Source organism: Streptomyces sp. NPDC041135 (genome assembly GCF_055592085.1).
In genome coordinates, this window is sequence record NZ_JBVIYZ010000005.1 from 14,767 (window position 1) to 40,974 (window position 26,208).

General features: G+C 74.0%; 26 protein-coding genes. 16 read left to right on the forward strand and 10 right to left on the reverse strand.

Translation table 11 applies throughout. The features are described from left to right. Positions 1 to 45: 45 nt before the first annotated feature. The gene (locus ACZ6CZ_RS13550) at positions 46 to 906 is read right to left on the reverse strand and encodes a SigB/SigF/SigG family RNA polymerase sigma factor (RefSeq protein WP_469019165.1); all 861 of its coding nucleotides are present in this window, start codon (positions 904 to 906) and stop codon (positions 46 to 48) included. 225 nt (positions 907 to 1,131) lie between these two features. Further along, positions 1,132 to 1,572 (reverse strand): ATP-binding protein, encoded by a 441-nt coding sequence (locus tag ACZ6CZ_RS13555; protein WP_469019167.1) that lies wholly within the window; start codon positions 1,570 to 1,572, stop codon positions 1,132 to 1,134. Positions 1,573 to 1,747: 175 nt separating this feature from the next. Here ACZ6CZ_RS13555 and ACZ6CZ_RS13560 point away from each other — a divergent pair, with 175 nt between their 5' ends. Next, the gene (locus ACZ6CZ_RS13560) at positions 1,748 to 2,014 is read left to right on the forward strand and encodes a hypothetical protein (protein ID WP_469019170.1); all 267 of its coding nucleotides are present in this window, start codon (positions 1,748 to 1,750) and stop codon (positions 2,012 to 2,014) included. A 307-nt stretch (positions 2,015 to 2,321) separates the two neighbouring features. Further along, entirely contained in the window at positions 2,322 to 2,777 is a 456-nt protein-coding gene (locus ACZ6CZ_RS13565) for a cyclic nucleotide-binding domain-containing protein (RefSeq protein ID WP_469019172.1), read from the forward strand. A 28-nt stretch (positions 2,778 to 2,805) separates the two neighbouring features. Here the strand turns inward: ACZ6CZ_RS13565 and ACZ6CZ_RS13570 are convergent, their stop codons facing one another. Further along, entirely contained in the window at positions 2,806 to 4,131 is a 1,326-nt protein-coding gene (locus tag ACZ6CZ_RS13570) for an MFS transporter (protein ID WP_469019174.1), read from the reverse strand. 128 nt (positions 4,132 to 4,259) lie between these two features. Continuing rightward, positions 4,260 to 4,874, reverse strand: coding sequence for a LysE/ArgO family amino acid transporter (locus ACZ6CZ_RS13575; RefSeq protein WP_469019177.1), 615 nt, complete (start codon positions 4,872 to 4,874; stop codon positions 4,260 to 4,262). A 118-nt stretch (positions 4,875 to 4,992) separates the two neighbouring features. Here ACZ6CZ_RS13575 and ACZ6CZ_RS13580 point away from each other — a divergent pair, with 118 nt between their 5' ends. Continuing rightward, positions 4,993 to 5,889, forward strand: a complete 897-nt coding sequence (locus tag ACZ6CZ_RS13580; RefSeq protein WP_469020479.1) for a LysR family transcriptional regulator ArgP — start codon at positions 4,993 to 4,995, stop codon at positions 5,887 to 5,889. A 28-nt stretch (positions 5,890 to 5,917) separates the two neighbouring features. Here the strand turns inward: ACZ6CZ_RS13580 and ACZ6CZ_RS13585 are convergent, their stop codons facing one another. Next, entirely contained in the window at positions 5,918 to 6,643 is a 726-nt protein-coding gene (locus ACZ6CZ_RS13585) for a TetR/AcrR family transcriptional regulator (RefSeq protein WP_469019180.1), read from the reverse strand. A gap of 372 nt (positions 6,644 to 7,015) precedes the next feature. On the opposite strand from ACZ6CZ_RS13585, the gene ACZ6CZ_RS13590 reads away from it, so the two are divergent. Both ACZ6CZ_RS13590 and ACZ6CZ_RS13595 read left to right on the forward strand, forming a co-directional pair. Further along, a complete protein-coding gene (locus ACZ6CZ_RS13590) occupies positions 7,016 to 8,236 on the forward strand; it encodes a saccharopine dehydrogenase family protein (RefSeq protein WP_469019183.1) in 1,221 nt (406 codons plus the stop codon). 153 nt (positions 8,237 to 8,389) lie between these two features. Further along, a complete protein-coding gene (locus ACZ6CZ_RS13595) occupies positions 8,390 to 8,641 on the forward strand; it encodes a WhiB family transcriptional regulator (protein ID WP_469019186.1) in 252 nt (83 codons plus the stop codon). A gap of 63 nt (positions 8,642 to 8,704) precedes the next feature. On the opposite strand, the gene ACZ6CZ_RS13600 is transcribed toward ACZ6CZ_RS13595, so the two are convergent. Next, the gene (locus ACZ6CZ_RS13600; protein WP_469019188.1) at positions 8,705 to 9,172 is read right to left on the reverse strand and encodes a DUF6098 family protein; all 468 of its coding nucleotides are present in this window, start codon (positions 9,170 to 9,172) and stop codon (positions 8,705 to 8,707) included. 185 nt (positions 9,173 to 9,357) lie between these two features. On the opposite strand from ACZ6CZ_RS13600, the gene ACZ6CZ_RS13605 reads away from it, so the two are divergent. Next, positions 9,358 to 9,708 carry a DUF488 domain-containing protein gene (locus tag ACZ6CZ_RS13605; protein WP_469019190.1) on the forward strand — a complete coding sequence of 117 codons (351 nt, stop codon included), beginning with the start codon at positions 9,358 to 9,360 and terminating at the stop codon, positions 9,706 to 9,708. A 47-nt stretch (positions 9,709 to 9,755) separates the two neighbouring features. Here the strand turns inward: ACZ6CZ_RS13605 and ACZ6CZ_RS13610 are convergent, their stop codons facing one another. Further along, a complete protein-coding gene (locus tag ACZ6CZ_RS13610) occupies positions 9,756 to 11,429 on the reverse strand; it encodes an FAD-binding dehydrogenase (protein ID WP_469019192.1) in 1,674 nt (557 codons plus the stop codon). Between the two features lie 89 nt (positions 11,430 to 11,518). After that, entirely contained in the window at positions 11,519 to 12,175 is a 657-nt protein-coding gene (locus ACZ6CZ_RS13615) for a TetR/AcrR family transcriptional regulator (protein ID WP_469019195.1), read from the reverse strand. Positions 12,176 to 12,336: 161 nt separating this feature from the next. Between ACZ6CZ_RS13615 and ACZ6CZ_RS13620 the strand changes: the two genes are divergently transcribed. The 3 genes from ACZ6CZ_RS13620 (at position 12,337) to ACZ6CZ_RS13630 (ending at position 15,080) form a co-directional block, all read left to right on the forward strand. Next, on the forward strand, positions 12,337 to 12,966 hold the full coding sequence (locus ACZ6CZ_RS13620; RefSeq protein ID WP_469019198.1) for an alpha-ketoglutarate-dependent dioxygenase AlkB: 630 nt from the start codon (positions 12,337 to 12,339) through the stop codon (positions 12,964 to 12,966). Between the two features lie 98 nt (positions 12,967 to 13,064). After that, positions 13,065 to 13,811, forward strand: coding sequence for an MBL fold metallo-hydrolase (locus ACZ6CZ_RS13625; protein WP_469019201.1), 747 nt, complete (start codon positions 13,065 to 13,067; stop codon positions 13,809 to 13,811). 30 nt (positions 13,812 to 13,841) lie between these two features. Further along, on the forward strand, positions 13,842 to 15,080 hold the full coding sequence (locus tag ACZ6CZ_RS13630; protein ID WP_469019203.1) for a DUF4032 domain-containing protein: 1,239 nt from the start codon (positions 13,842 to 13,844) through the stop codon (positions 15,078 to 15,080). Positions 15,081 to 15,111: 31 nt separating this feature from the next. Here the strand turns inward: ACZ6CZ_RS13630 and ACZ6CZ_RS13635 are convergent, their stop codons facing one another. After that, positions 15,112 to 15,978, reverse strand: coding sequence for a universal stress protein (locus ACZ6CZ_RS13635; protein WP_469019206.1), 867 nt, complete (start codon positions 15,976 to 15,978; stop codon positions 15,112 to 15,114). A gap of 290 nt (positions 15,979 to 16,268) precedes the next feature. Here ACZ6CZ_RS13635 and ACZ6CZ_RS13640 point away from each other — a divergent pair, with 290 nt between their 5' ends. The 3 genes from ACZ6CZ_RS13640 to ACZ6CZ_RS13650 are packed head-to-tail and all read left to right on the forward strand — an operon-like array spanning position 16,269 to position 19,749. Next, a complete protein-coding gene (locus ACZ6CZ_RS13640) occupies positions 16,269 to 17,945 on the forward strand; it encodes an FAD-dependent oxidoreductase (protein WP_469019209.1) in 1,677 nt (558 codons plus the stop codon). After that, positions 17,942 to 19,402, forward strand: a complete 1,461-nt coding sequence (locus ACZ6CZ_RS13645; protein WP_469019211.1) for an ATP-binding protein — start codon at positions 17,942 to 17,944, stop codon at positions 19,400 to 19,402. Before ACZ6CZ_RS13640 ends, ACZ6CZ_RS13645 begins: the two co-directional genes overlap by 4 nt. Beyond that, the gene (locus ACZ6CZ_RS13650) at positions 19,399 to 19,749 is read left to right on the forward strand and encodes a UBP-type zinc finger domain-containing protein (RefSeq protein WP_469019214.1); all 351 of its coding nucleotides are present in this window, start codon (positions 19,399 to 19,401) and stop codon (positions 19,747 to 19,749) included. Before ACZ6CZ_RS13645 ends, ACZ6CZ_RS13650 begins: the two co-directional genes overlap by 4 nt. Before the next feature lie 97 nt (positions 19,750 to 19,846). Here the strand turns inward: ACZ6CZ_RS13650 and ACZ6CZ_RS13655 are convergent, their stop codons facing one another. Beyond that, on the reverse strand, positions 19,847 to 21,649 hold the full coding sequence (locus ACZ6CZ_RS13655; RefSeq protein WP_469019217.1) for a M4 family metallopeptidase: 1,803 nt from the start codon (positions 21,647 to 21,649) through the stop codon (positions 19,847 to 19,849). A gap of 305 nt (positions 21,650 to 21,954) precedes the next feature. Between ACZ6CZ_RS13655 and ACZ6CZ_RS13660 the strand changes: the two genes are divergently transcribed. The 4 genes from ACZ6CZ_RS13660 (at position 21,955) to ACZ6CZ_RS13675 (ending at position 26,161) form a co-directional block, all read left to right on the forward strand. Next, positions 21,955 to 23,190: a serine hydrolase domain-containing protein gene (locus ACZ6CZ_RS13660; protein ID WP_469019223.1), complete on the forward strand. Its 1,236-nt coding sequence runs from the start codon at positions 21,955 to 21,957 to the stop codon at positions 23,188 to 23,190. A 74-nt stretch (positions 23,191 to 23,264) separates the two neighbouring features. Beyond that, a complete protein-coding gene (locus ACZ6CZ_RS13665; protein WP_469019225.1) occupies positions 23,265 to 23,942 on the forward strand; it encodes an AIM24 family protein in 678 nt (225 codons plus the stop codon). A gap of 153 nt (positions 23,943 to 24,095) precedes the next feature. Further along, positions 24,096 to 25,136, forward strand: coding sequence for a tetratricopeptide repeat protein (locus ACZ6CZ_RS13670; RefSeq protein ID WP_469019228.1), 1,041 nt, complete (start codon positions 24,096 to 24,098; stop codon positions 25,134 to 25,136). Continuing rightward, on the forward strand, positions 25,133 to 26,161 hold the full coding sequence (locus ACZ6CZ_RS13675) for a polyprenyl synthetase family protein (RefSeq protein WP_469019231.1): 1,029 nt from the start codon (positions 25,133 to 25,135) through the stop codon (positions 26,159 to 26,161). The genes ACZ6CZ_RS13670 and ACZ6CZ_RS13675 overlap by 4 nt, the downstream gene beginning before the upstream one ends. Positions 26,162 to 26,208 lie beyond the last annotated feature (47 nt).

The following is a 26,208-nucleotide window of genomic DNA, read 5'->3' on the forward strand; positions in this document are numbered from 1 at the left end:
CTCGGTGGGTGGGACGGGGGACGGGCTCGGCCGGTCCGGGTCGGTTCAGGCGCCGCCGCGGCCGTCCGGCCGCCGGCCCAGCACCTCGTCGCGCACGCGGGCACAGCTGCGGCTGATCAGCCGTGAGACGTGCATCTGCGAGATGCCCAGCTGGTCGGCGATGCGGCTCTGGGTCATGTCCTCGAAGAAGCGCATGTAGAGGATGGCCCGCTCCCGTTCCGGCAGCCGGCGCAGCCCCTCCTTGGCGGCCTCCCGGTCGACGACGACGTCGAACGAGGAGTCGGAGGCGCCCATGGTGTCGGCGAGGCTGTAACCGTCCTCGCCCGTGGACAGCTCGGCGTCCAGCGACAAGGTGCTGAAGCTCTCCAGTGCCTCCATGCCCGCGCCGACCTCGTCCTCGGTCAGGCCGGTGTGCGCGGCGATGTCCGCGATGCTGGGCTCGGGGGTGCCGGGAGTCTGGGTGAGTTCGCGGCGGGCGAGGCGCACCCGGTTGCGCAGTTCCTGCACCCGGCGCGGCACCCGCAGGGCCCACATCCGGTCCCGGAAGTGCCGCTTGACCTCACCGGTGATGGTGGGAACGGCGTAACTCTCGAAGGCCCCGCGAGAGGGGTCGAAGCGGTCGATCGCCTTGACCAGCCCGAGCGCGGCCACCTGGCGCAGGTCCTCGACGGACTCGCCGCGGTCGCGGAAGCGGCCGGCGATGCGGTGCGCCATGGGCAGCCAGGCGGTCGCGAGTTCGTCGCGCACGGCGTCCCGCTCGGGCCCGTTCTCCAGCTCCGCCATCCGGGCGAAGAGGGTGGCGGTGTCAGGGGCGTCGTCGTGAGTCCGGCGGGCGGGGCCGGGCGCGTCGGCCGAGGTGGGGGTACCGGGCGTGCCGGAACGGCTGGTCGACAGGTCAGTCAGCATGCGGAATCGCTCCTGAACGGTGGTATCAGGGCCGCTGCGCCGGGATTCTGGTTCCTGGGCGTGGCCCGAACGGTGGTGTCAGGGGTCCCCGCGGGACGGCGGCCCGGGCTCGGAAGGAGCCCGCGGCGGTCCCGCCGGGCGCGCGCCTCCGGTCCGAAGCACGAAACTCCGTCTGCCCTGGGCCCTTCCGGGCAAACGCCGGATTCCGAACTTCCGCCCTCCGGCTCAGGACAGCGGTACGACGGCGGTGATGCGTTTGCCGCCGCGGGGCAGGCCGGCCACCCGGACGTCGCGGGCGAGCCGGCAGACGATGGGCCAGCCGCGGCCGCCGACCCGGGAGCGGCCCGCGGGGTCCACGGGTGCGGCGGTCACCGGCAGGTCGTCGCTGGGGTCGCTCACCGACACGGCGACACCGCCCGCCTCGACGTCGACATCGACGTCGAAGCCGGTGATGCCGCCGCCGTGCAACAGGGCGTTGGAGGTGAGTTCGGAGGTCACCAGCAGGGCGTCCGCGAGGGCCTCGGCCGGGCACGGCACGGCGTGCTCCCGGCACCGCTCGTCCACCACCTGCCGTACCGCCGTGCGGGCGTCGGCCGGCCGGCATGGCAGCGGCCGGTCCGTCTCCCTCGGCCCGGCGATGACATCGGTCCCGTCCTTGTCGAGCATCCCGTCCCTCCCTGGGGGTCGGCCTGTGAACCGCCCGGTTTGCGCGGATCTCTCCTCCCGGCTGACCCCCAGGACGGAGACGAAACGCACACCGGGCACACTCGCGGAGCCGGACACTCCGCATCCGCGCGGTGCGGCCCCCCTTGGCCGCGGCCGCACCGGGTAGGCGGAGGTCATGACCGATGTGGTGGACGCGGACGAGTTGTTGCGGCGCATCCAGCGGGGCCGGGACGCGGCGGCCGAGGGTGAGCGGGCCTGGCGGGCGCGGGGCGAGGACCTCCGGGCGACCGATCCGGACAGCGCGCGCGAGGCCTTCGTACGGGCGACGGCGTACGAGGCGGTGCACCTCGCGCTGGAGGAGATCGTCGCCCCGGGCCGGCACGGAACGGTCCCGGACCCAGGGCCGGGAACGGACACGGACGGGGGGCCGGGACAGGGCTGAAACGCGGGCTCGGAGTGAAACAGGTCACGTGACCCGCTCCCGGAGGCGGGAACGCGCGCCGGATGGTTTATCGTTCATACATACGTGGAGTCGGAGCCGACCGAGCTGTCCTGCGGCCCCACCCCTGACTGCCCTGGCTGGTTTCCCCCGTCCAGCCAGGGCTTCTTCCTGCCCTGACGCCTGCCCCGCCCCCTGCCGTGCTGCTCCCGGCGGTGCGGCGCGGGTCCTTCGAGGTGCCCGTGGCGGCGCCAGCGGCTCCAATGGGTGGGGACGACCCGGAACCCTCTCCGGCGAGGAGCGCGGTGCCATGACCAAAGCGATCAAACTGCTCACGGCTCTGCCCCAGGCGCAGCGCGAGCGCCTCATGGAGGAGGCCAAGGAGGTCTCGTTCCCCGAGGACACCCGCATCTTCGAGGCGGGCGGCACCGCCGACCGGTTCTGGGTGATCCGCTCCGGCGCGGTCTCCCTCGACCAGCAGGTCACACCGCGGCAGCGGGTCACCGTCGCCACCCTCGGCGCGGGCGACATGCTCGGCTGGTCCTGGCTGTTCCCGCCGTACGAATGGGACTTCGGCGCGGTGGCCTTCAGCAATGTGCGGGCCTACGAGTTCGACGCCTCGGCCGTGCTCGGCCTGTGCGTGGAGGACCCGCTGCTGGGGCTGTCGGTGGTGCGCACGGTCGCCGAGATCCTCGCCCACCGCCTGGAGACGACCCGGGGCAAGCTGCTGGACCAGTACGCCCTGCGCCGGCGCGGCCCGCTGTAGCCGTTGCCGCGCCGGCGGCCGCGGCGGCTCAGACCCGGTAGCGGCGCAGTGCCGGGACCGCCGCGGCCAGCGCCAGCATCACCACCACGACCAGCGCCCCGCCGCCCGCCACGGCCGCCCGGGGCCCGAAGGCGGAGCCCGCGGTGCCGTGCAGCACGTCGGCCAGGCGCGGACCGCCCGCGACGACCACCGTGAACACGCCCTGCATCCGGCCGCGCATCTCGTCGGTGGCCGCGGACAGCAGGATCGCCCCGCGGAAGACCATCGAGACCATGTCGGCGACCCCGGCGGCGGCGAGGAAGGCCATGGCCAGCCAGAGGTTGCGGCTCAGCCCGAACGCCGCGATCGCCGCGCCCCAGCCGACCACCGCCCCGATGACCATCCAGCCGTGCCGCCGGGCCCGGGAGAACGTGCCCGAGAACAGGCCGCCGACCACCGCGCCGACCGGGATGCCCGCGAACAGCACGCCGAGCGCGAGCCCTTCGCCGTAGGGGGCGAACGTCTCGGCCGCCAGCTGCGGGAACAGGGCGCGGGGCATGCCGAGGACCATGGCGATGATGTCGGCCAGGAACGACAGCAGCAGCACCTTGTGCAGGGCTATGTAGCGGAAGCCCGCCACGACCTCCCGCAGGCCCGCCCGGCGCGCCGACGGCTCGCCCAGCGGCGGCAGCGCGGGCAGCCGGAACACGGCCCACACCGTGACGCACAGGGCCACGGCGTCGATGAGGTACAGCTCCGGCAGGCCGATGACCGGGATCAGCGCGCCCGCCAGCAGCGGTCCGGCGACCAGGCCGGTCTGCATCACGGTGGAACCCAGGGCGTTGGCGGCGGGCAGTTCGCCGGCCGGGACCAGGCGGGCGATGGAGGCGCTGCGGGCCGGCGAGTTCAGGCCGAAGAACGCCTGCTGCACGGCCAGCAGCACCATCAGCACGACGACCGAGTCGAGACCGCTGACGGCCTGCGCCCAGAACAGCAGCGAGGTGACGGCGATGCCGGTGTTGGTGATCAGCAGCAGCTTGCGGCGGTCCACCGTGTCGGCCACCGCGCCGCCCCAGAGCGCGAACACGACCATGGGCACCAGACCGGCCAGGCTCGCATAGCCGACCCAGGCCGAGGAGTGGGTGATGTCGTAGATCTGCTTGGGCACGGCCACGGCGGTGAGCTGGCTGCCGACGGCGGTGACGATGGTCGACGACCACAGCCGCCGGTAGGCGGGGCGGCGCAGCGGGCGGGTGTCCATCGCCCAGCGCCGCCAGCCGCGCCGGTCCGCGGACGGCGGTCCGGCGGCGGGCGCCTCGGTGCCGGAGGGCGCCGGGGTCTCGGAGGGGGTCGTGCTGCTGTCGCTCGTGTCCACGGAATCCCTGGTTGCTCGCTACATCTTTCGATCAGGAGTTCACTATCCCAGGACCGCCGGGGTCCGCCGAACCGGACCCGCGGCGACGGGCGGTGCCCCGCGCACGCGGACCGCCCGGCCCGGCCGGGTCAGGCGCCGGCGACGAGCAGGGCGCCGAGCGCGAGCATCGTGACGGCGACCAGGCCGTCCAGCACCCGCCAGGCGGCGGGCCTGGCCAGGAAGCGACCGAGCAGCCGCGCGCCGAAGCCGAGCGCGGCGAACCAGCAGAGGCTGGCGAGCGCGGCACCGAGCCCGAAGGTCCACCGCAGCGCGCCCCGGTCGGCCGCGAGGGAGCCGAGCAGGAAGACCGTGTCGAGGTAGACGTGCGGGTTGAGCCAGGTCAGCGCGAGGCAGGTGAGCACCGCGCGGCGGCGGGAGCCCGCCGCCTCGCCCTCGGTGCGCAGACCGGTGCCGGGCCTGAGGACCCGGCGGGCGGCGAGGGCGCCGTAGCAGAGCAGGAAGGCGCCGCCGACGAGCCCGACGGCCCGCACCGCACCCGGCCACGCGACCACGACCGCGCCGACCCCGCCCACCCCGAGCGCGATGAGCACCGCGTCGGACAGGGCGCAGATGCCGACGACGGCCAGGACCGCGTCCCGGCGCACCCCCTGGCGCAGGACGAAGGCGTTCTGGGCGCCGATGGCGACGATCAGCGAGAGGCCGGTACCGAAGCCGGCGGCCGCGGCGGTGAGTGCGTGGGACATGCCCCCGACGCTAGGCACTGACGCCACCTCGCGTACAGCTCAACCTTTTTACGTACCATTAGCTGAGCTTAAGAGGGCCTGCGGAGGTCCTGCCGTGACGGCCACGGAGGGGGACACGATGGCGGAGCTGCCCCTGGACCAGGTGCGGACGCTGCTGGCCGTGGTGGACGCGGGCACCTTCGACGCGGCGGCCGCCGCCCTGCACATCACGCCGTCGGCGGTCAGCCAGCGGGTGAAGGCGCTGGAGCAGCGCACGGGCCGGGTGCTGCTCCAGCGCACCAAGCCGGTGCGGCCCACCGAGTCCGGCGCGGTACTCGTCCGGTTCGCCCGGCAGCTGGCCAGGCTGGAGCGGGACGCGCGCGGGGAGCTGGGGATGAGCGGGTCGGCGGAGCCGACGCGGGTCTCGGTCGCGGTGAACGCGGACTCGCTGGCGACCTGGTTCCTGGCCGCCCTGCGCCGGGTGCCGCAGCAGCCGCGGATCTGCTTCGACCTGCACCGCGAGGACGAGGACCACACGGCGGCCCTGCTGCGCGAGGGGCTGGTGATGGCGGCCGTGACCTCCTCCGCCGACCCGGTGCCCGGCTGCTCGGTCCGGGCGCTCGGCCGGATGCGCTACCTGCCGGTGGCGAGCCCCGAGTTCGCCGGCGCCCATCTCACCGGGGCGCCGGCGAAAGCGCTGGCCGAGGCCCCCGTCGTGGTCTTCGACCAGGTGGACGACTTCCAGGACGGCTTCGTACGGCGGCTGGGCGGGACCGGCGGCGCCGCGAGCGCGCTGCGCCACCACGTGCCGACGTCGGAGGGGTTCGTGGACGCCGTCGCCGCCGGGTTCGGCTGGGGCATGGTCCCGGAGGCGCAGGCGGAGCGCCTGCTGCGCGCCGGACGCCTGGTGCCGCTGGTGCCCGGGGAGTGGGTGGACGTGCCCCTGTACTGGCAGCAGTGGAAGCTCGACTCCCCCGCCCTGGCGGCGGTGGCCGACGCGGTGACGGCCACCGCCGGGCAGGCGCTGCGCCGGTGACCCGGGGCCGCCATCCGGAGCGGCGCTCCTACCGGGCCGCACCGGTCCGGCCCCGGGGCGCCGGCAGCCGGCCCGCCGCGCTGTCCAGCAGCATCTCCAGGGCGGTCGGGTAGGCGCTGGTGAGCATGCGGGTGGCCAGCAGGGGCGCGGCCTCGGCGATGCGCGGATGGGTGGTGCGGGGCAGCCGGGCGTAGGTCGAGCGCCACTTGTCGTCGTCGGCGCGCTGCGAGGTGCGGGGCAGGGCCAGGGAAGCGGCGTCGAGGGCGGCGAAGGCGAGGGTCTGGTCGATGAAGGCGTGGTAGACGCGGACCGTCTCGGCGAGCGGGAACCCGGCGCCGCGCAGGACGTCCAGGACCGCTTCGTCGGCGGCCAGTTCGTGGGCACGGCCGGTGACCCGGTTGGCGGTCAGCAGGGCCGCCTGCGGGTGGGCGACGTAGGCGGCGTGGATGCGCAGCCCGATCGCCCGCAGGTCGGCCCGCCAGTCGCCGGTGGGCGTCCAGCCGTGCAGCGCCCGCCCGATGAGCGCGTCGCCGATCGCCAGGGTCAGGTCGTCCATGCCGCGGAAGTACCGGTAGAGGGTGCTGGGGTCGCAGTCGAGGGCGAGGCCGAGGCGGCGGGCGCTCAGCCCGGCGCTGCCGTGTGCGCGCAGCAGGCGCAGCGCGGTGTCGACGATCAGCCGTTCGCTGAGCACCGTGCCGCCACGGGTCGGCCGGCGCCGGCGCCGCTTCTCCTCCGGCACCACGGGTTTGGGCATGCGGCGCTCCCTTCGCGCTCCGGTGACCGTGCCGCGGTCCGCGGGGAGCTAGGGCCTGTCGTTTGGATCATGTCGGCGTCGCGGGGCGTGGCACGCACATCTGCGGCGTTGTCGTCGGTCCTCGACGCTCCGCGTCGACTCCCTCCTCCGCCTTGCAGCTGCACGCACCACGCCCCGCTCGGGTCGGCCGAAAGGCGCAGTTCCTCTCAGCCGACCTGATCCAAACGACAGGCCCTAGGCGCGCCCTGCGATGCGGCTTATGCCAACACCATTGACCTTACGCTCCGCCACCGCGTTGTATTCCGGCCGGGGCCCCCGGGGGACGTCTTCGACGTCCGCACCTCGATTTCCGTTCGGCAGGGAGATTCCGTCATGCGTGTACTGCTCGTGGGAGCCGGCGGCGTGGGCACCGCCATCACCCGGATCGCGGCCCGGCGCCCGTTCCTCGACCTCATGGTGGTCGCCGATCACGACCTGGCCCGCGCCGAGGCGGCCGTCGCGGCCCTCGGCGGCGCCGGTGACCGCTTCCGCGCCGAGCGCGTCGACGCGGCCGACCCGGAGGCGGTGGCCGAGCTGCTGTCCCGCCACGGCTGCGACGTGCTGCTCAACGCCACCGACCCGCGCTTCGTCATGCCGCTGTTCCGGGCGGCGCACACGGCCGGCGCACACTACCTGGACATGGCCATGTCCCTGTCCCGGCCGCACGGCGAGCGTCCGTACGCCGAGTGCGGGGTCAAGCTGGGCGACGAGCAGTTCGCGCTGGCCGCCGAATGGGAGGAGGCGGGCCGGCTGGCGCTGGTCGGCATGGGCGTCGAGCCGGGGCTGTCGGACGTGTTCGCCCGGCACGCGACCGACGAACTCTTCGACACCATCGAGGAGATCGGCATCCGCGACGGCGCGAACCTGACCGTCGACGGCTACGACTTCGCTCCCTCCTTCAGCATCTGGACCACCATCGAGGAGTGTCTGAACCCGCCCGTGGTCTACGAGGCCGGGCGCGGCTGGTTCACCACCGCCCCGTTCAGCGAGCCGGAGGTGTTCGACTTCCCCGAGGGCATCGGCCCCGTCGAGTGCGTCAACGTGGAGCACGAGGAGGTGCTGCTGGTGCCGCGCTGGATCGACGCCCGGCGCGTCACGTTCAAGTACGGACTGGGCCGGGAGTTCATCGAGACGCTGCGCACGCTGCACCTGCTGGGCCTGGACCGCACGGACCCGGTGACCGTGCGGTCCGCCGGCGGACCGGTGGCGGTCTCGCCCCGGGACGTGGTCGCCGCCTGCCTGCCCGACCCGGCCACCCTGGGCGAGCGGATGCACGGCAAGACCTGCGCGGGCACCTGGGTGCGCGGCACCAAGGACGGGGCGCCGCGCGAGGTGTACCTCTACCACGTGGTCGACAACCAGTGGTCGATGGCGGAGTACGGATGTCAGGCGGTGGTGTGGCAGACGGCGGTCAATCCGGTCGTGGCCCTCGAACTCCTCGCCGGCGGCGCCTGGTCGGGCACCGGTGTCCTCGGCCCGGAGGCGTTCCCGGCCCGTCCGTTCCTCGATCTGCTGACCGCGTACGGCTCGCCCTGGGGCATGCGGGAGCAGTGAGGCGGGCGCCGTCGGCCGCTTCCCCGTCCGCCGCTTCCGGTCCGTTCAGCGCCTGTTGTATCGGGTTCCGCTGTTTCACCGCGCCTCGATCGGTCACCCGCAGGTGAGAACACTTGGGCAGAGCACGGAAAAAACCGATCGCAGGAGACTTCGATGGACAACTGGCGCGAGAACGCCGAATGCCGCCACGAGGACCCCGACCTCTTCTTTCCCATCGGCACCACGGGACCGGCTCTGATGCAGACCCGGCAGGCCAAGGCCGTGTGCGGGCGGTGTCCGGTGCGGGCGCAGTGCCTGGACTGGGCGCTGGACTCGGGCCAGAGCATCGGGGTCTGGGGCGGCACGACCGAACTGGAGCGCCGCGCGATCAAGCGGCGCGCGGGGTCCCGCCCGCGCTCCGGCTGATCCGGGCCGAACGGCATCGCCGTCGCCAGGGGTGGTGGCGGGGAGGGAACGGGAGTGGGGGTCTCAGCGTCCGGTGCGGCGCAGGGGCCCCCACCCCCGTTCCTGCTGTGCGACCAGGGCCCTGGCCTCCCCGATGGCGTCGGCGGCGATCCAGCACATCGGTTCCACGGAGCCCACCAGCGGCTCGTTGTCGGGGCCCCGGCCCCGCTCGCACCCCTTGAGGATCCAGGGACGTACTCCGGGGCCCTTCTCGTGCGGCAGGTGCGCGTAGTCGTAGAGCCGGCGCGCCACCCACAGGTCCACGGGCCGGTCCTCCCACCACGCCTCGACGTCCAGCGGATTGGCGGACAGCCCCGGCATCCGGACGCCCGTGAGGTCGTCGACGCTGGAGATCGCGGTCAGGTCGACGGCCGGGCCCCGGGACCAGCGCACGTACAGGTCGCGGTGGCCCCGCACGAGGCCGACCAGCTCCGCGAGCGTCCGCACGACCGGCAACCCCTCCGCCGGCCGGACGTGCGGTGTGCTGTTCATGGCTGGACCTCCCGACCTTCGTTCGCCCTCGGGCGAGCGGAGTACCCACCGGCGCACCGCGGCAACCGGACCACCGGCCTCCGGGCTGGCTCCGCACCCGGGCGACACGTGCGTCGCGGCCGTCGGGGCCGCGGCCCGGCGCAGTACGCTCGCCGTCACAGGCCGTCACCGGAAGGGGTCCGACCGTGAGCGTCCGCGTACGCCGCATCTACGAACCGCCGGAGCCCGACGACGGGCTGCGGGTCCTGGTCGACCGGCTGTGGCCGCGCGGGGTGTCCAAGGACGAGGCGCACCTGGACCAGTGGGCGAAGGGGCTCACGCCGTCGGACGAGCTGCGCCGCTGGTACCACGCGGGCGGGGGCACGCACGAGGAGTTCCGCGGCCGCTACGAGGCCGAGCTGGCCGCACCGGAGGCCGCCGAGCTGCTCGACGCCCTGCGCGCCGCCGTCCGCGAGGGGCCGGTGACGCTGGTCACCGCGTCCAAGGCGCCGCAGGGAGGGCACGCCTCCGTGCTGGCGGCGCTGCTGGCGGAGTGAGCCGGCGGGCGCGGCGGCGACCGGGACCGCCGCCGCGCCCGGGTGCGTCAGGCGGTCTGCCGGGCCGCCGCGCGCCCGGCCGCCCGGCCGGAGAACAGGCAGCCGCCGAGGAAGGTGCCCTCCAGGGCGTTGTAGCCGTGGACGCCGCCACCGCCGAAGCCGGCCACCTCGCCGGCCGCGTACAGCCCCGCGATCGGCTGCCCGTCGGTGCCCAGGGCCCGCGAGTCCAGGTCGGTCTGGATGCCGCCGAGGGTCTTGCGGGTCAGGACGTGCAGCCGCACGCCGATCAGCGGGCCGGCCGCCGGGTCGAGGATGCGGTGCGGGGCGGCGACCCGGCCGAGGCGGTCGCCGATGTAGCGGCGGGCGTTGCGGATGCCCTGGATCTGGGAGTCCTTGCTGTAGGGGTTGGCGAGCTGGAGGTCGCGGGCCTCGATCTGGCGGCGCACCTCGGCCGCGTCCAGCAGCGGCTTCGCCGTCAGCGCGTTCATCTTCCCCACCAGGTCCTCCAGGGTGCCCGCGGTGACGAAGTCGGCGCCCTTGTCGACGAAGGCCCGCACCGGAGCGGGGGCGCCCGTGCCGAGCAGCCGGTCGCGCAGCACGGCCCCGCGGTCCTTGGCGGTGATGTCCGGGTTCTGCTCGGAGCCGGAGAGCGCGAACTCCTTCTCGATGATCTTCCGGGTGAGGACGAACCACGAGTGGTCGTACCCGGCGATGTCCTCGGTGGTGCGCAGGTGCCTGAGGGTGCCGAGGGTGTCGTAGCCGGGCAGGCAGGGGTCGGGCAGGCGGCGGCCGAGGGCGTCGAGCCAGATCGAGGACGGGCCGGGCAGGATGCGGATGCCGTGCCCGGGCCAGATCGGATCCCAGTTCTGCAGGCCCTCCGTGTAGTGCCACATGCGGTCGCGGTTGACCAGGCGGACGCCCGCCCCGGCGCTGATGTCGAGCATCCGGCCGTCGACGTAGGCGGGGACGCCGGTGACCATCTCGGCGGGGGGCGTGCCGAGCCGCTCGGGCCAGTGGCGGCGGACGATGTCGTGGTTGCCGCCGATGCCGCCGCTGGTGACGACGACGGCCTGGGCGGTGAGTTCGAAGTCGCCGACGCGCTCGCGGCTGGAGGTCACCCCGCGCGGGGAGTCGTCGGCGGCCAGCAGCGTGCCGCGCACCCCGCGCGCCGCGCCGCCCTCGATGACCAGCTCGTCGACCCGGTGGCGGTGGTGGAAGGTGAGCAGCCCGTCCCGGGCGGCCTGCCGGGCGTACCGTACGAACGGCTCGACGACCCCGGTGCCGGTGCCCCAGGCTATGTGGAAGCGGGGTACGGAGTTGCCGTGCCCGTGGGCGCGCAGGTCGCCGCGCTCGGCCCAGCCGACGGTGGGCAGCAGGGTGATGCCGTGCCCCTCCAGCCAGGACCGCTTCTCCCCCGCCGCGAACTCGACGTAGGCGCGCGCCCAGCGCACCGCCCAGGAGTCCTCGTCCTCGGTGCGGTCGAAGCCGGCGCTGCCCTGCCAGTCGCTCCAGGCGAGGTCGAGGGAGTCCTTGATGCCCAGGCGCCGCTGCTGCGGGGTGCCGACCAGGAAGAGTCCGCCGAAGGACCAGAACGCCTGGCCGCCGAGGTTGGCGGCGTTCTCCTGCTCGACCAGGGCGACCCGGCGGCCCCGGCTGGTGAGTTCGTGCGCCGCGACCAGGCCGGCGAGGCCGGCTCCGACGACGATGACGTCCGCGTCCATGGCGTCTGTGTCCTTCCCGGGGGTGTGTCCCGCACGGGCGTGCGTGCCGTGCGGGGGTGCGTCTGAGGGGGTGCGTCAGCGGGAGTGCGTCAGCGGGGGGTGCCGCTAACGTCGGTCAGCAGGGCGGTGAGCAGCTGCTTGAGCCAGGCGCGGGCGGCGTCGACGTCCTTGTCCAGCAGCAGCTGGGTGGTGACGCCGTCGTAGGCGGCGACCACCGCGTGCGCGGCGCCGTCGGCGTCACCGAGCACGGCGGGCAGCCGGGTGTGGCCCCGGGCCCTGAACAGGCGGTCGGCGACGGCCTCCCGCAGCCGCGCGCGGTGGCCGAGGAGGGCCTGGGCGACGGCCGGGTCGCGGGCGGCGTGCACCAGGAAGTCGGTCTTGACCAGCAGCCAGTCCACGTCCAGCAGCAGCACCTCGGTGACCCGGTCCACGGCGGCCGGCACGTCGAGGCCGGCGCCGTCCTCGGCGAGCGCGTCGGCCACCTGGGCCGCGATGAGGTCGGCGCGCTCCTGGTAGAGGGCGAAGAACAGTTCGTCGAGGGTGGCGAAGTTGGAGTAGAAGGCGCCCCTGCTGTAGCCGGCGGCCTCGCAGACCTCCTCGATGGAGACCCGGCCGAAGCCCTTGGCCGCGAACACGGTGAACGCGGCGTCGAGCAGGTTGGCGCGGGTCCGGGCCCGCCGCCTGGTGACCCGCGGGACCGCTTCCGCGGCGGCGGGGTGCCGCGTGGTCGTCTCCTGTGCCGTCATGCCGGAGCCTCCGTTCGATACGGAAATGTATCCGATACACCGGTGTATCGAAAGAGAAGGCGACCGGCCACGAGAACGCGACCGGCCCCGGGGGCACTGCCCGGCCTGGCGCCGGCCGCTCCCAGGGGAACGTATTTTCGATTAAGGAGTACGCTGGACCCATGTCCACGCACCTTCAGGGCTCCCTGTTCGACCAGACCGACGAGCTGCGCCTCGGCTCCCTGGCCGGGCTGCGGCGGACCGTGCTGGGTTCCGGGGCCTGGATCGACGTACTGCCCGGCTGGCTCTCCGGGGCCGACCGCCTGTTCGAACAGCTGGCCGCCGAGGTCCCCTGGCGGGCCGAGCGCCGCAGGATGTACGACCACGAGGTGGCGGTGCCGCGGCTGCTCGCCCATTACGGGGAGCAGGACCCGCTGCCGCACCCCGTGCTCGACGAGGCCCGCGCGGCGCTGTCCGCCCACTACGCCGGGGAACTGGGCGAGCCGTTCACCACCGCCGGGCTCTGCTTCTACCGCGACGGCCGGGACAGCGTGGCCTGGCACGGCGACCGGACCGGACGCGGAGCGCGGCAGGACACCATGGTCGCGATCCTGTCCGTCGGCGAACCCCGCGACCTGCTGCTGCGGCCCGCCGGAGGCGGCGGCACGACGGTCCGCCGGCCGCTCGGGCACGGCGACCTCATCGTGATGGGCGGCTCCTGCCAGCGCACCTGGGAGCACTGCGTGCCCAAGACCAGCCGGGCGGCGGGCCCCCGGATCAGCGTCCAGTTCCGGCCGCACGGCGTCCGCTGACCGGCCCGTCGCGGGGACCTTCCCGCCCCCGGGGCCGCGGCATCTGGTTGGCTGTCCCCGACGACCAGTCGCTCAGGCGCTCAGGGCTCGGGGAGACCATGCAGGCAGACGTACGCCAAGTCGCCGACGACACCTACCTGGTGCACGGCAGCAACACCAACTGGGTGATCCTGCGGGACGGTGACGCCCTGACGCTGGTGGACACCGGCTACCCGGGGGACCGGCAGCAGCTCCTCGCCTCCCTCGCCGCGGTGGGCGGTTCACCCGAGGCGGTCGCGGCCGTGCTGATCACCCACGCGCACAACGACCACCTCGGCTCGGCCGAGTACCTGCGCCGGACCTACGGCACGCCCGTGCGGCTGCACGAGGCCGAAGTGCCGCACGCGCGGCGGGACTTCCTCCAGCAGGTGTCGGTGGGAGCGGTGCTGCGCAACGCCTGGCGGCCCGGTGTCCTGCCCTGGCTGTCGCACGTGCTCAAGGTCGGCGGCACCGAGCAGCACCCGGTCGCCGCCCCGGAGGCGTTCCCCCACGCGGGCGCCCTCGACCTGCCGGGCCGGCCCGTCCCGGTCCACACCCCCGGCCACACCGACGGCCACTGCGTCTACCACCTGCCCGGCGCCGGCATCGTCATCTCCGGCGACGCGCTGGTCAGCGGCCACGCCACGTCCCGGGTCGAGGGGCCGCAGCTGCTGCTCGACATGTTCCACCACGAGCGGGAGCGCGCGGTGGCCTCGCTGGACGTGATCGAGGCGCTCGACGGCGACACCCTGCTGCCCGGGCACGGCCCCGTGCACCGGGGCCCGGTGCGCGCGGCCGCCCAGCTGGCCAGGGAGCGGGCTCGGTGACCCGCGGGGGCGGGCCGTAAGGTTCGTCCCATGGCCTTGCAGATCAACGCCACCAACCCGGAGCACCCCGCGCTGCTGCTCGAACTCCCCTGGGACCGGCCCCTGGAGGAGTGGCCCGAGGAGTACCTCGTCCCGCTCCCCCGCGGCATCTCCCGCCACGTCGTGCGCTACGCGCGCGCCGGGGAGGAGGTCGTCGCCGTCAAGGAGCTGGCCGAGCGGCCCGCGCTGCGCGAGTACGAGCTGCTGCGCGACCTCGACCGGCTCGGCATCCCCGCCGTCGATCCGCTCGCGGTGGTCACCGGCCGCGCGGACCGCGCCGGGGCTCCGCTGGAACCGGTGCTGATCACCCGGCACCTGCGCGCCTCGATGCCGTACCGCTCGATGTTCGAGACGACGATGCGCCCGGCGACCATGCACCGCCTCATGGACGCCCTCGCGGTGCTGCTGGTGCGGCTGCACCTGGCCGGGTTCGCCTGGGGCGACTGCTCGCTGTCCAACACGCTGTTCCGGCGCGACGCCGGCGCGTTCGCCGCGTACCTCGTGGACGCCGAGACGGGCGACCTGCATCCGCGGCTCAGCCCCGGGCAGCGCGACTACGACCTCGACCTGGCCCGGGTGAACATCAGCGGCGAGCTGCTGGACCTGGAGGCGTCCGGGGCGCTGCACCCCTCGGTCGACCCCATCGAGTTCGGCACCGAGATCTGCGCCCGCTACCAGGGCCTGTGGCAGGAGCTGACCCGCACCTCGGTGTACCCGGCGGGCAAGTACCACTACATAGAACGCCGGATACGGCGGCTCAACGACCTCGGCTTCGACGTCGCCGAGATGCAGATCGAGCACTCGTCCAACGGCGACACGGTCACCTTCGTGCCCAAGGTCGTCGACGCCGGCCACCACCAGCGCCAGCTGCTGCGCCTGACCGGCCTGGACACCGAGGAGAACCAGGCGCGGCGACTGCTGAACGACCTGGAGAGCTGGATGGCCACCCAGGACGACTACGCCCCCGGCGACGGGCTCTCGGCCCGCCCGGAGGTGCTGGCCCACCGCTGGGTGCGCGACGTGTTCCGGCCCACCGTGCGCGCCGTTCCGGCGCGGCTGCGCGGCGCCATGGACCCGGCCGAGATCTACCACGAGCTGCTGGAACACCGCTGGTACCTGTCGGAGCGTGCGCAGCACGACATCGGCCTGGACACCGCGGTCCAGGACTACGTCACCCGGGTGCTGCCGAAGGCGCGGGATACCCTGGAGCCGACGGCCCCGCAGGAGTAGCCCTCCGGGGGCGGCCGGCCCGCGGCGGGGTTCACCCGTGCGGGACCACCGCCACCGGGCAGCCGGCGTGGTGCAGCACCCCGTGCGCGACGGAGCCGATGCGGGCGCCGACGGCCGTGTGGCGGGCGCGGCGGCCGACGACCATCAGCTGGGCCCGCCCGGCCATGGACAGCAGGACCTGGCCGGCGCTGCCCATCTCGACGTGCTCGGCCACCGGTACAGCCGGGAACCGCTCCCGCCAGGGCCGCAGCGCCTCGGCGAGGGCCTTCCTCTCGTAGGGCTCGAGGCCGCCGGCGTCGTCGAGCAGCTTCAGCGAGCCGGGGCTGTAGGCGAACACCGGCGGCAGGGTCCAGGCGCGCACCGCGCGCACGGCCGCCCCGCGGGCCGCCGCCGTCTCGAACGCGAAGCGCAGCGCGGCCGCGCTGTCCTCGGGCCCGCCGTGCTGGCCGACCACCACGTCCCGGCCGGCGGCCTCGCCCACCGGCCGGTCCCCGGCCCGCACCAGGACGACGGGGCACGCGGCCCCGGCGATCACCTGCTGCCCGACGGAACCCAGCAGGAAGCCCACGACCGGCCCGTGCCCGCGCGAGCCCAGCACCAGTGCCTCCGCCTCGGTCGCGGCCGCCGTGAGCAGCGTGCGGACGGCGTCGTCCTCGACCACGTCCACGGTGACGCTCAGGTCCGGGTGGCGTCCGGTCACCGCGCGCACCGCCCGGTCCACCCCCTGCTCCACCCACTCCCGCTGCTCGTCCCGGCCCGAGTCCAGCCCGTCGTACGACCGCCAGGCGTGCACCACCCGCAGCGGCAGCCCCCGGCGCACGGCCTCCCGGGCCGCCCAGTCCACAGCGGCCAGGCTCTCCTCCGTACCGTCCACCCCTGCCGTGATCGGGCGTGTCATGCGCGGGCCTCCTCGTCGTCGCTGCCGTCGTCCGCAGTCGTTCCTACCGGATCGGGGCCGCTCAGGACCGCTGCCGGGCTGCTGCGCGTACCCCTACCCGGGAAAGGCGCGGTCAAGGACCGGCCGCGGCGCGCCGGTCCGCGCGGCGGCGGGCCCGCGGACGGGTGATCACGGCTGTCGCCGGTACCGGGGCGAACCCCGGCGATCGAACATACGATGGGCGGGAACCGGCGCGGTGACAACGGCGACACCGTCCCGTCGATCGACCGCTCGGGGTGGGAGACGTACGTATGGCACAGGCCGCCGACGCGAGCCGGACCGTCATCCTGACCGTGGACGACGACCCGGGGGTCTCCCGTGCCGTCGCCCGGGACCTGCGGCGCCGCTACGGCGAGTCGTACCGGATCGTGCGCGCGGAGTCCGGCGAGTCCGCGCTGGAGGCGCTGCGCGAACTGAAACTGCGCGGCGACCTGGTGGCGGTGATCCTGGCCGACTACCGCATGCCGCAGATGAACGGCATCGAGTTCCTGGAACAGGCGCTGGACGTGTATCCGGGGGCGCGCCGGGTGCTGCTGACCGCGTACGCGGACACCAACGCGGCGATCGACGCGATCAACGTCGTCGACCTGGACCACTACCTGCTCAAGCCGTGGGACCCGCCGGAGGAGAAGCTCTACCCGGTGCTCGACGACCTGCTGGAGGCCTGGCGCGCCAGCGACCACAGGCCGGTGCCCAGCACCAAGGTCGTCGGGCACCGCTGGTCGGCGCGCTCCTCGGACGTGCGGGAGTTCCTCGCCCGCAACCAGGTGCCCTACCGCTGGTACTCGGTGGAGGAGCCGGAGGGGCAGCGGCTGCTGGCGGCCGCCGGGCAGGACGGGCAGCGGCTGCCGGTGGTGGTCACGCCGGACGGCACGCCCCTGGTCGAGCCCGAGGCGCCCGAGCTGGCCGCGCGGGTGGGCCTGGCGACGACCCCTACGGCCGAGTTCTACGACCTCGTGGTCATCGGCGGCGGTCCGGCCGGGCTCGGTGCGGCCGTGTACGGGGCCTCGGAGGGGCTGCGGACGGTCCTGGTCGAGCGGTCGGCGACGGGTGGGCAGGCCGGGCAGAGCAGCCGGATCGAGAACTACCTCGGCTTCCCCGACGGTGTCTCCGGTGCCCAGCTCACCGAGCGGGCGCGGCGGCAGGCGGCCAAGTTCGGCGCCGAGATCCTCACCGCGCGCGAGGTGGCCGGACTGGAGGTCAACGGGGCGGCGCGGGTCGTGCGGTTCACGGACGGCTCGGCGGTCGCGGCGCACAGCGTGATCCTGGCGACCGGTGTGCAGTACCGGCAGCTGACCGCCGACGGCTGCGACGGCCTGACCGGCTGCGGGGTGTTCTACGGCTCGGCGCTGACCGAGGCGGCCGCCTGCCAGGGCCAGGACGTGTACATCGTGGGCGGCGCCAACTCGGCGGGTCAGGCGGCGATGTACCTCTCGCGGTTCGCCAAGTCGGTGACCCTGCTGGTGCGCGGCCCGGACCTGTCGGCGTCCATGTCGCACTACCTGATCCAGCAGATCGAGGAGGCGCCGAACATCTCGGTGCGCTGCCGCACCGAGGTGGGCGCGGCGCACGGCGCGGACCACCTGGAGCACCTGACGCTGCGTCACACGCAGACCGGTGAGAGCGAACGGGTGGAGGCGCAGTGGGTGTTCGTGTTCATCGGCGCCGCGCCGCTGACCGACTGGCTGGGTGAGACGGTGCTGCGCGACGCGCGCGGTTTCATCCTGGCCGGGCCGGATCTGAGCGCCGACGGGCGGCCGCCGGCCGGCTGGGAGCTGGACCGGCCGCCGTACCACCTGGAGACCAGCGTGCCCGGCGTGTTCGTGGCGGGGGACGCCCGCGCGGAGTCCGCCAAGCGCGTCGCGTCGGCCGTCGGCGAGGGAGCCATGGCCGTGATGCTCGTCCACCGGTACCTGGAGCAGTCATGAGCGGTCGGCCGATGCCGTGCAGCGCCCGGGAGATCGGCGCGCTGTTCCTCTTCGAGAAGCTGGCGCCGGAGCAGCTGGGGCGGCTGTGCGCCGAGGGCCGGGTGGAGCTGTTCGAGCCCGGCCCGGTGTACGCCGAGGGTGACCCCGCCACCTGCTTCTACGTCCTGATCGAGGGCACGGTCGTGCTCTCCCGCCGGGTCGGCGGCGACGACGTGGAGGTCAGCCGGACCTCGCAGCGCGGCGTGTACGCGGGCGCGATGCAGGCCTACCTCGGGGAGCGGGTGCGCCAGGCCTACAACAACTCGATGCGGGTGACGGAGCCGTCGCGGTTCTTCGTGCTGCCGGCGGACACCTTCGCGGACATCATGCGCGAGTGGTTCCCGATGGCGGTGCACCTGCTGGAGGGGCTGTTCTTCGGCTCGAAGAACACCCAGGCGGCGATCGGGCAGCGCGAACGGCTGCTGGCCCTCGGCTCGTTGTCGGCCGGGCTGACGCACGAGCTGAACAACCCGGCCGCGGCGGCCGTCCGGGCCACCTCGACGCTGCGCGAACGCGTGGCGAAGATGCGGCACAAGCTCGCCGTGATCGCCGAGGGGCCGTTCTCCCGCGAGGCGCTGGCGGAGCTGATCGAGATCCAGGAACGCACCGCCGAGCGGGTCGCGAAGGCGCCCGCGCTCAGCCCGCTGGAGGCCTCGGACCGGGAGGACGCCCTCTCCGACTGGCTCGAGGACCACGGCATCGGCTACGGCTGGCAGCTCGCGCCCACCTTCGTGCAGGCCGGGCTGGACATCGACTGGCTGGAGCAGGTGGCGGCCGCCGTGGGCGAGGAGATCCTGCCCGGGGCGGTCGGCTGGCTGAACTACACCATCGAGACCGAGCTGCTGATGAACGAGATCCAGGACTCCACCACCCGCGTCTCGCACCTCGTCGACGCCGCCAAGCAGTACTCCCAGCTGGACCGGGCGCCCTACCGCGTGGTGGACGTGCACGAACTCCTCGACTCCACCCTGCTGATGCTGTCCGGCAAGATCGGGCCGCGGATCGCGGTCGTCAAGGACTACGACCGCACACTCCCGCCGGTCCCGGCCTACCCGGCCGAGCTGAACCAGGTGTGGACCAACCTGATCGACAACGCCGTCTCAGCGATCGCCGGCGCGGGCGGCGACGGCACGCTGACCGTTCGTACCGCGCTCGACCACGAGCGGGTCCTGGTGGAGTTCCGGGACACCGGGACGGGCATCCCGCCGGAGATCAGGGGCCGCATCTTCGATCCGTTCTTCACCACCAAGCCGGTCGGTGAGGGCACCGGCCTCGGCCTGGACATCTCCTGGCGGATCGTCGTCAACAAGCACCACGGCAGCCTCCAGGTGGAGTCGGTGCCCGGGGACACCCGCTTCCAGGTGCTGCTGCCGCTGACCGCCGAGACCGCCGACGAGACGCCCGAGGAGACGGCATGAACAGCGACGCCCCGATCGATCCCGCCGCAGCGCCGAGCGGCACCGGCTGCGTGGAGTGCGAGGCGTCCGGCGGCTGGTGGTTCCATCTGCGCCGCTGCGCGCGGTGCGGGCACATCGGCTGCTGCGACGACTCCCCCGGGCGGCACGCCAGCGCCCACTTCCGGCAGAGCGGGCATCCGGTGATCCGCAGTTTCGAGCCGGGCGAGGACTGGTTCTGGGACTACGCGGCCGAGGAGCTGTACGACTCCGGTCCCGAGCTGGCCCCGCCGGCCGCGCACCCCGCGGACCAGCCCACTCCGGGGCCCGCCGGACGCGTCCCGGCCGACTGGGCGCGCACCCTGCGCTGACCTCTCCCCGCGGCGCCGTCCGCCCGGCGCGGGGCGGGCGTGCGGATGCCCCGCGCGAGGGCGGGGCATCCGGTACCGCTGGTGCCGTGCGGCCGCGTCAGTGGCGGGCGGCCGGCGTGTTGGCGACGGTGACGTTGACCGCGGCCCACGCCCGGTCCACCGTCGTGTACTCGACGCTGCCGGCGCCGTAGAGGTCCTGGGCCGCCTTCAGCGTCGCGACGCGCGCGTCGTGGAAGTCGGTCGTGGAGACCATGTAGCGGGTCAGGGCGCGGTAGAAGATCGCCGTGGCCTTGGTCCGGCCGATGCCCTTGACCACCGAGCCGTCGACGGTCGGCGAGTTGTACGTGAAGCCGCCGATCGTCTTGCGCCCGCTGCCCTCCGCGAGGAGGTAGAAGGCGTGCGAGGAGACGCCCGAGCCGGCGTGCACCTCGGTGTAGTACGTCTCCGGCGACCAGTAGTCGATCGTGCCCTCGAGCTTGTCGAGCGAGGGGTGGTCGAGGCGCCGCAGGAACTTCTGCTGAAGGCCCAGCTTCTCGCCCATCAGGTAGTTCGGCGGGTTCTTGGCGTTCTTGGCGTAGAACTCGACGTCGGAGCCGAAGATGTCCGCCAGCGACTCGTTGAGCGAGCCGGGCTCGCCGTACTGGTTGCCGTCGCTGTCCTGGAAGGTCGGCTCCAGGTTGGCGGTCGCCTCCACCACGCCGTGGGTGAGTTCGTGACCGGTGACGTCCAGGACGACGAGCGGCTTCTTGAACAGCTGGCCGTCGCCGTCGCCGTACAGCATGCAGGCGCACTGCGGGTCCCAGAACGCGTTGCCGACCTTGCTGCCCCAGTGGACCAGCGCGCGGGCGGGCTTGCTGTTGTTGGCGATGCCCTTGCGGCCGAACGTCTTCTTGTAGAAGTCCAGCGTCTTGGTGATGCCGTACTGGGCGTCGGCGGCGGCGCTGGCGCGGCTGGAGGTCTTGCCGTTGCCCCACACGTCGGTGGTGTTGGTGAACTTGCTGCCCTGCCCGAAGGACTCGGTGTACTTGCCCTTGGCGTCCCGGGTCTCGGTGCCGTACCGGGTGGGGTCCTTGAGCTGGTACTTACTGCGGGCGGTCGCCGTGGTGGTCAGCGGGATCTTGCCGGCGAAGAGGGACTTGCCCGTGCCGTGGGCGGTCGCCGGGTAGTGCGTGGCGCCGCTCAGCGAGGGCGTGGCGGACGCGGCCGCGCCGGTGTCCGCGCTGCCGATGCCGGTGGCCGGGTCGATGGTCTCGCCCCGCCGGCGCAGGGTGTCGAGCAGCTTGGGCGAGAGGAACTCGTCGTGGTCCGCGGTGTTGCTGCGCACCGCGCCGGTGACGGCGTCGATGACGACCGTCCGCGAGCCGCCGTCGGCGGTCGGGCTGCCGGTGACCGTGACCTGGTAGGCGAGGGCCGGGGCGCCGGTGCGGGCGTCCACGACGAGGGCGGCGCCGCCCGCGTCGCCCTGGGCGGCCCGGGCAGCCTTCGCCTCGGCCTGTGCGGCGCTGAGCTTCGCCCGCGTGGCGGACGGGGCGACGGCCCGGTCCGCGGCGCGGGTGACGCCGGTGAAGGCGAGCTGCCGGGAGAGGTGGACGACGAGGTCGCCGCCGAGCACCGGCAGGCCGTCGTGGGTCCGGATGAAGCGCACGTGCCGCGCGCCCTCCGGGTCGATCAGGACGTCCTGGGCGTGCAGGGCGTCGCCCTGGGAGACGCCCGTCGCCGCGGCGTGGGCGAAGGCGGCGTTCCGGGCCGCCTGCACCACCGAGGCGGCCGAGGTCGCGGAGGTCGTGACGGACTGCTCCACCCCCGTGGAGGGACCGGCGAAGGCGGTACCGGCCAGGCCCGTGGCAGCCGTCGTCACGGCGACGGCGACCGCCACGCTGCGTATGTGCGGTCTACGCACTAGGAGGGTTCCTTCGTTCGAAAGCAGCCGGGGTCACCAACCGCCTTGAGGCAGGGCGCAGTTGGCGCGCCCAGGGGGCTGGTCGGGCCCCGGTCGGAACCCTTGCGGATGAGTCATGTCCGCGTAAAGGCGGAATGATCGCTTTCGCCGCGTTCTAGGGCAATCCTTTACGAATGCGCCTCACTGAGTGACTGCCCCGTCACCACTTGTGTGTCGCCTGTGGAGATGCCACGGGGCGCCGGTAGGTTCCCTCGCCGGGATGTGACGGATATCGCACCGCACGGCGTGCGGAGGGGAGCAGTCGGATGGTTTCAGCAACTGTGGGCAGGGGGGCGGTACTCGGAGCGGCCGTCTTGTCGCTCCTCGCCGTTCCGGCACACGCGGTGACCGGTGCGGCGCCCGCCCCGCCGGCCGCGCCGGCGGCCGGCGCACTGCCGGCTCCCGACACGGCGGGCCTGCGCGACGTACTGCGCTCGGTGGTGAACAAGGGCGCACCCGGCGCCATGGCGCGGATCGACGACCAGGGCACCGTCCACCTGGCCGAGCGCGGGGTGGCCGACCGGGTCACCCGCCGGGCCATCGGCACCGGCGACCGCTTCCGGGTCGGCAGCGTCACCAAGACCTTCACGGCCGTCGTCCTGCTGCAACTGGCCGCGGAGCACAGACTGTCGCTGGACGCCCCGGTCAACCGCTATCTGCCGGGCCTGCTGCCGAGCGACCGGATCACGGTCCGGCACGTGCTCAGCCACCGCAGCGGACTGCACGACTACACCGAGGAGATGTTCGCCGACAGCGTCCAGGGGTTCGAGGCGGTGCGCCACAAGGTCTTCGCCTACCGCCAGCTGGTCGCCCTCTCCCTCGCCAAGCCGCGCAGCAGCGCGCCCGGCGCCGTGTACTCCTACTCCAACACCAACTTCGTGGTCGCCGGGATGCTCGTCGAGAAGCTCACCGGACACTCCGTGGCCACCGAGTACCAGCGGCGCATCCTCACCCCGCTGAACCTGCGCGACACCTTCTACGTGCACCCCGACACCAAGCTGCCGGGCCGTTACGCCCGGGGCTACCTCACCCCGGACCGGGCGGGCGCCCCGCTGGTCGACGCCACCGAGCAGACGGTGTCCTGGGCGCAGAGCGCGGGCGCCGTCGTCTCCACCGCCCGCGACCTCAACACCTTCTACTCGGCGCTGCTGGGGGGCCGGCTGCTGCCGTCCGCCCAGCTGACCGAGATGCGGCGGTGGACCCCGGTCAACAGCACCACCGCCTACGGGCTGGGCCTGCGGCGGCGCACCCTGTCGTGCGGCACGTCGGTGTACGGCCACACGGGCGCCGTACAGGGCTACTACACCTACGCGTTCACCTCGGCGGACGGCCGCCGCAGCCTCACCGCGGTCGCCAACGCCTCCAACAGCGCCCCCGTCCTCGACGCGCTCGCCGGCGCCCTGGAGTCGGCGTTCTGCGGCAAGGCGGCGAAGGCGGCCGGACCGCGCGGCGCCGCCGCGGACGTCGAGCGGAACCTGGACATCACCCCGGCCGGCGGCTGAGCCCCGCCCCGGTGCGCGGGCCGGCCGCGCCCCGGCCTTGGCGGAACGGCATCCTCCGGGACACCATGCCCGGCATGAAGGGTGATCTTTTCTCCAGTGGGCACATGGTGCGGCCGGCCACCGAGCCGGGCATGACCGTCGAGAACGCGAAGTGCATCAGATACGCGGTGAACGGCGAGATGGTCGCCCGGCAGGGCGCGATGATCGCGTACCGGGGCAGTCTCCAGTTCGAGCGCAAGGGCCAGGGCGTGGGCGGCATGCTCAAGCGCGCGGTCACCGGCGAGGGGCTGCCGCTGATGGCGGTGCGCGGGCAGGGTGAGGCCTGGTTCGCGCACGAGGCGCAGAACTGTTTCGTCGTGGAGGTCGAGCCCGGTGACGTGTTCACCGTCAACGGCCGCAACGTCCTGTGTTTCGACGCCTCGTTGTCGTACGAGATCAAGACGGTGAAGGGTTCGGGCATCGCCGGCGGCGGCCTGTTCAACAGCGTCTTCACCGGGCACGGCCGGCTGGGCCTGATGTGCGAGGGCAACCCGCTCGTCATACCGGTCTCGCCGCAGTACCCGGTGTACGTCGACACGGACGCGGTGGTGGGCTGGAGCGCCCACCTGCAGACCTCGCTGCACCGCTCGCAGTCCATCGGCTCGATGCTGCGCGGCGGTTCGGGCGAGGCCGTGCAACTCATGCTCCAGGGCGAGGGATTCGTCGTGGTGCGACCCAGCGAGGTGACGCCGCAGAAGGCCCAGCAGCACTGAGCGCCCGCGTGGGTGATCTGCGTCTCGCAGGCAACCCGTGCGGCCGTGCGGACGTCTTGACCGGCGACAGAGCGCGCCCTGGCCCTCGGGCCAGGGCCTTTTTCCGACGCGCTATACACATCATGTATACATAGCGCGTATAGAGAGGCACTCATGCACGCCAAGGCATTCGCCCCGGAGTACCAGGGCACCCTGACCTCCCTGTCCGTGAACTCCTCACTGGTCGACGTGCTGGCCGAGGCCACCGAGCGGCTGCGGGAGGCCGAACGGTCCGGGCGGCGCGACGAGGAGGCCCGCTGCGGGCTCGCGGTGGCCGAGGCGCACCGGCGGCTCGGCCGGATACACGACGCGGACCGGGCCTGGAAGGCGAGTTACCGCGCCGCCCGGACGGCCGGGGACACCGCCGCGATGGCCTGGGCCCTGTGGAGCGGCGGCACCCTCGCCCGCCAGCGCGGCGCGTTCCCGCTGGCCCGGCGGCTGCTGGAGCTCGCCGCCGACCTCGGTGAGCGCGGCGGGGACGTCGTCGTACGGGGCTACTCACTGGCGGGGCTCGCCGAGACCGGACGGATACAGGGCGACTACGAGGCGGTCGGCCGGCTGCACGAGCAGCTGCTGGCCGAGGCCCGCAGGCGCGGCGAGGCCCGGCACACGGTGTGGGCGCTGGAGGGCATCGCGCAGATGCACCGCAACACCGGCTCCTACGACACCGCGTACGCGCTGTTCGAGGAGGCGGCGCAGACGGCCGCGCGGGCCGAGGACCGGCGCGGCCACGCCTGGGCGCTGCGCGGACTCGCCGACATCCTCTCCATACGCGACCACGACACCGCCCGGGCGCTGGAGCTGCTGTCGGAGGCGGAGGCCATCTGCCGGGAGATGAACCTCTCCAGCGCGCTGGCCTACAACCACAAGATGCGCGCCAACGTCTGCTACCGGGCCGGGCGGTACACCGAGGCGCGGGACCTGTACCGGCTGGCGCTGGAGGAGTTCCGCGCGATGAGCGAGCCGCGCGGCACGGCCCTGGCCCGGCTGGGACTGGCCAAGGCGCTGGCCCGGCTCGGCCGCGACCGGTCCGAGACGGCGGCCGAACTCGCCGACCTGGCCCAGGTGCTGGAGCGCGCCGGCCTGCGGCACGCGCGGGAGATGGTGACCCGGGCGCAGCGGGAGTTCGGCGTGGACGCGGAGGCCGTACGGTGAGCGCGCCGACGTCGGCGGTGCAGGCGCCGCCGTGCGCTCCCCCGGTCCTCGGCCGCTGCCGGGAGCTGGTGCGGCCCGCGCTGCGGGAGGCCGTGGGGCGGCTGCACCCGTGGGTGGGCGAGATGGCGGCGTACGCCTTCGGCTGGAGCGAGGTGGGCGGCGCGCCGGCCGTCGCGCCGGGCGGCAAGGGGGTGCGGCAGGCGCTGGCGGTGCTCGGCGCCCAGGCGGCCGGCGCGCCCGCGCGCGCCGGAATCCCGGCGGCGGTCGCGGTGGAGCTGGTGCACGCCTTCTCGCTGCTGCACGACGACATCATGGACGGCGACGCCACCCGGCGCGGCCGCCCCGCGGTCTGGCAGGCGTACGGCACCGGCCCGGCGGTCCTCGCGGGCGACGCCCTGTTCGCGCTGGCCGTGGAGAGCCTCGCGCTCGCCCCGGGGGGCTCGGGCGCCGTACGGCTGCTGTCGGCGGCGCTGGCCGACCTGGTGCGCGGGCAGGCGGACGACCTGCTGTTCGCGGCGCGGCCCTGGAACGGCCCCGGCCGGGTGTCGCCGCACGAGTACCGGGCGATGGCCGAGCACAAGACCGGCGCCCTGCTGGGCTGCGCGGCCGCGCTGGGCGCCGTGCTCGGCGGGGCGCCCGCGGCGACGGCCGACGCGCTGGACCGGGCCGGCCGCCATCTGGGGGTCGCCTTCCAGCTGGTGGACGACGTGCTCGGGATCTGGGGCGACCCGGCCGTCACCGGCAAGCCCGCGCACGGCGATCTGCGGGAGCGCAAGAAGACGTACCCGGTGCTGGCCGCGCTCGCCTCGCCCGCGGGCGGCCGGCTGCCCGCGCTGCTGGACACCGGGAGCACCGAGGCCGCGGCAGCGCTGGTCGAGGAGGCGGGCGGGTGTACGGCCGCGCTCGCCGAGGCCCGTCGGCACACGGCTGCCGCCGGGGCGCTGCTGGCCGCCGCCCCGCTGGCGGCAGGTCCCGCCGCGGAGCTGCGCCTGCTGCTGGAGTACCTGGTGGGCCGCGAGCTGTGAGAAGTTGACCTCTTCCGCCCGCTCGGGTGAGGGTGCCGGTGGCGCGG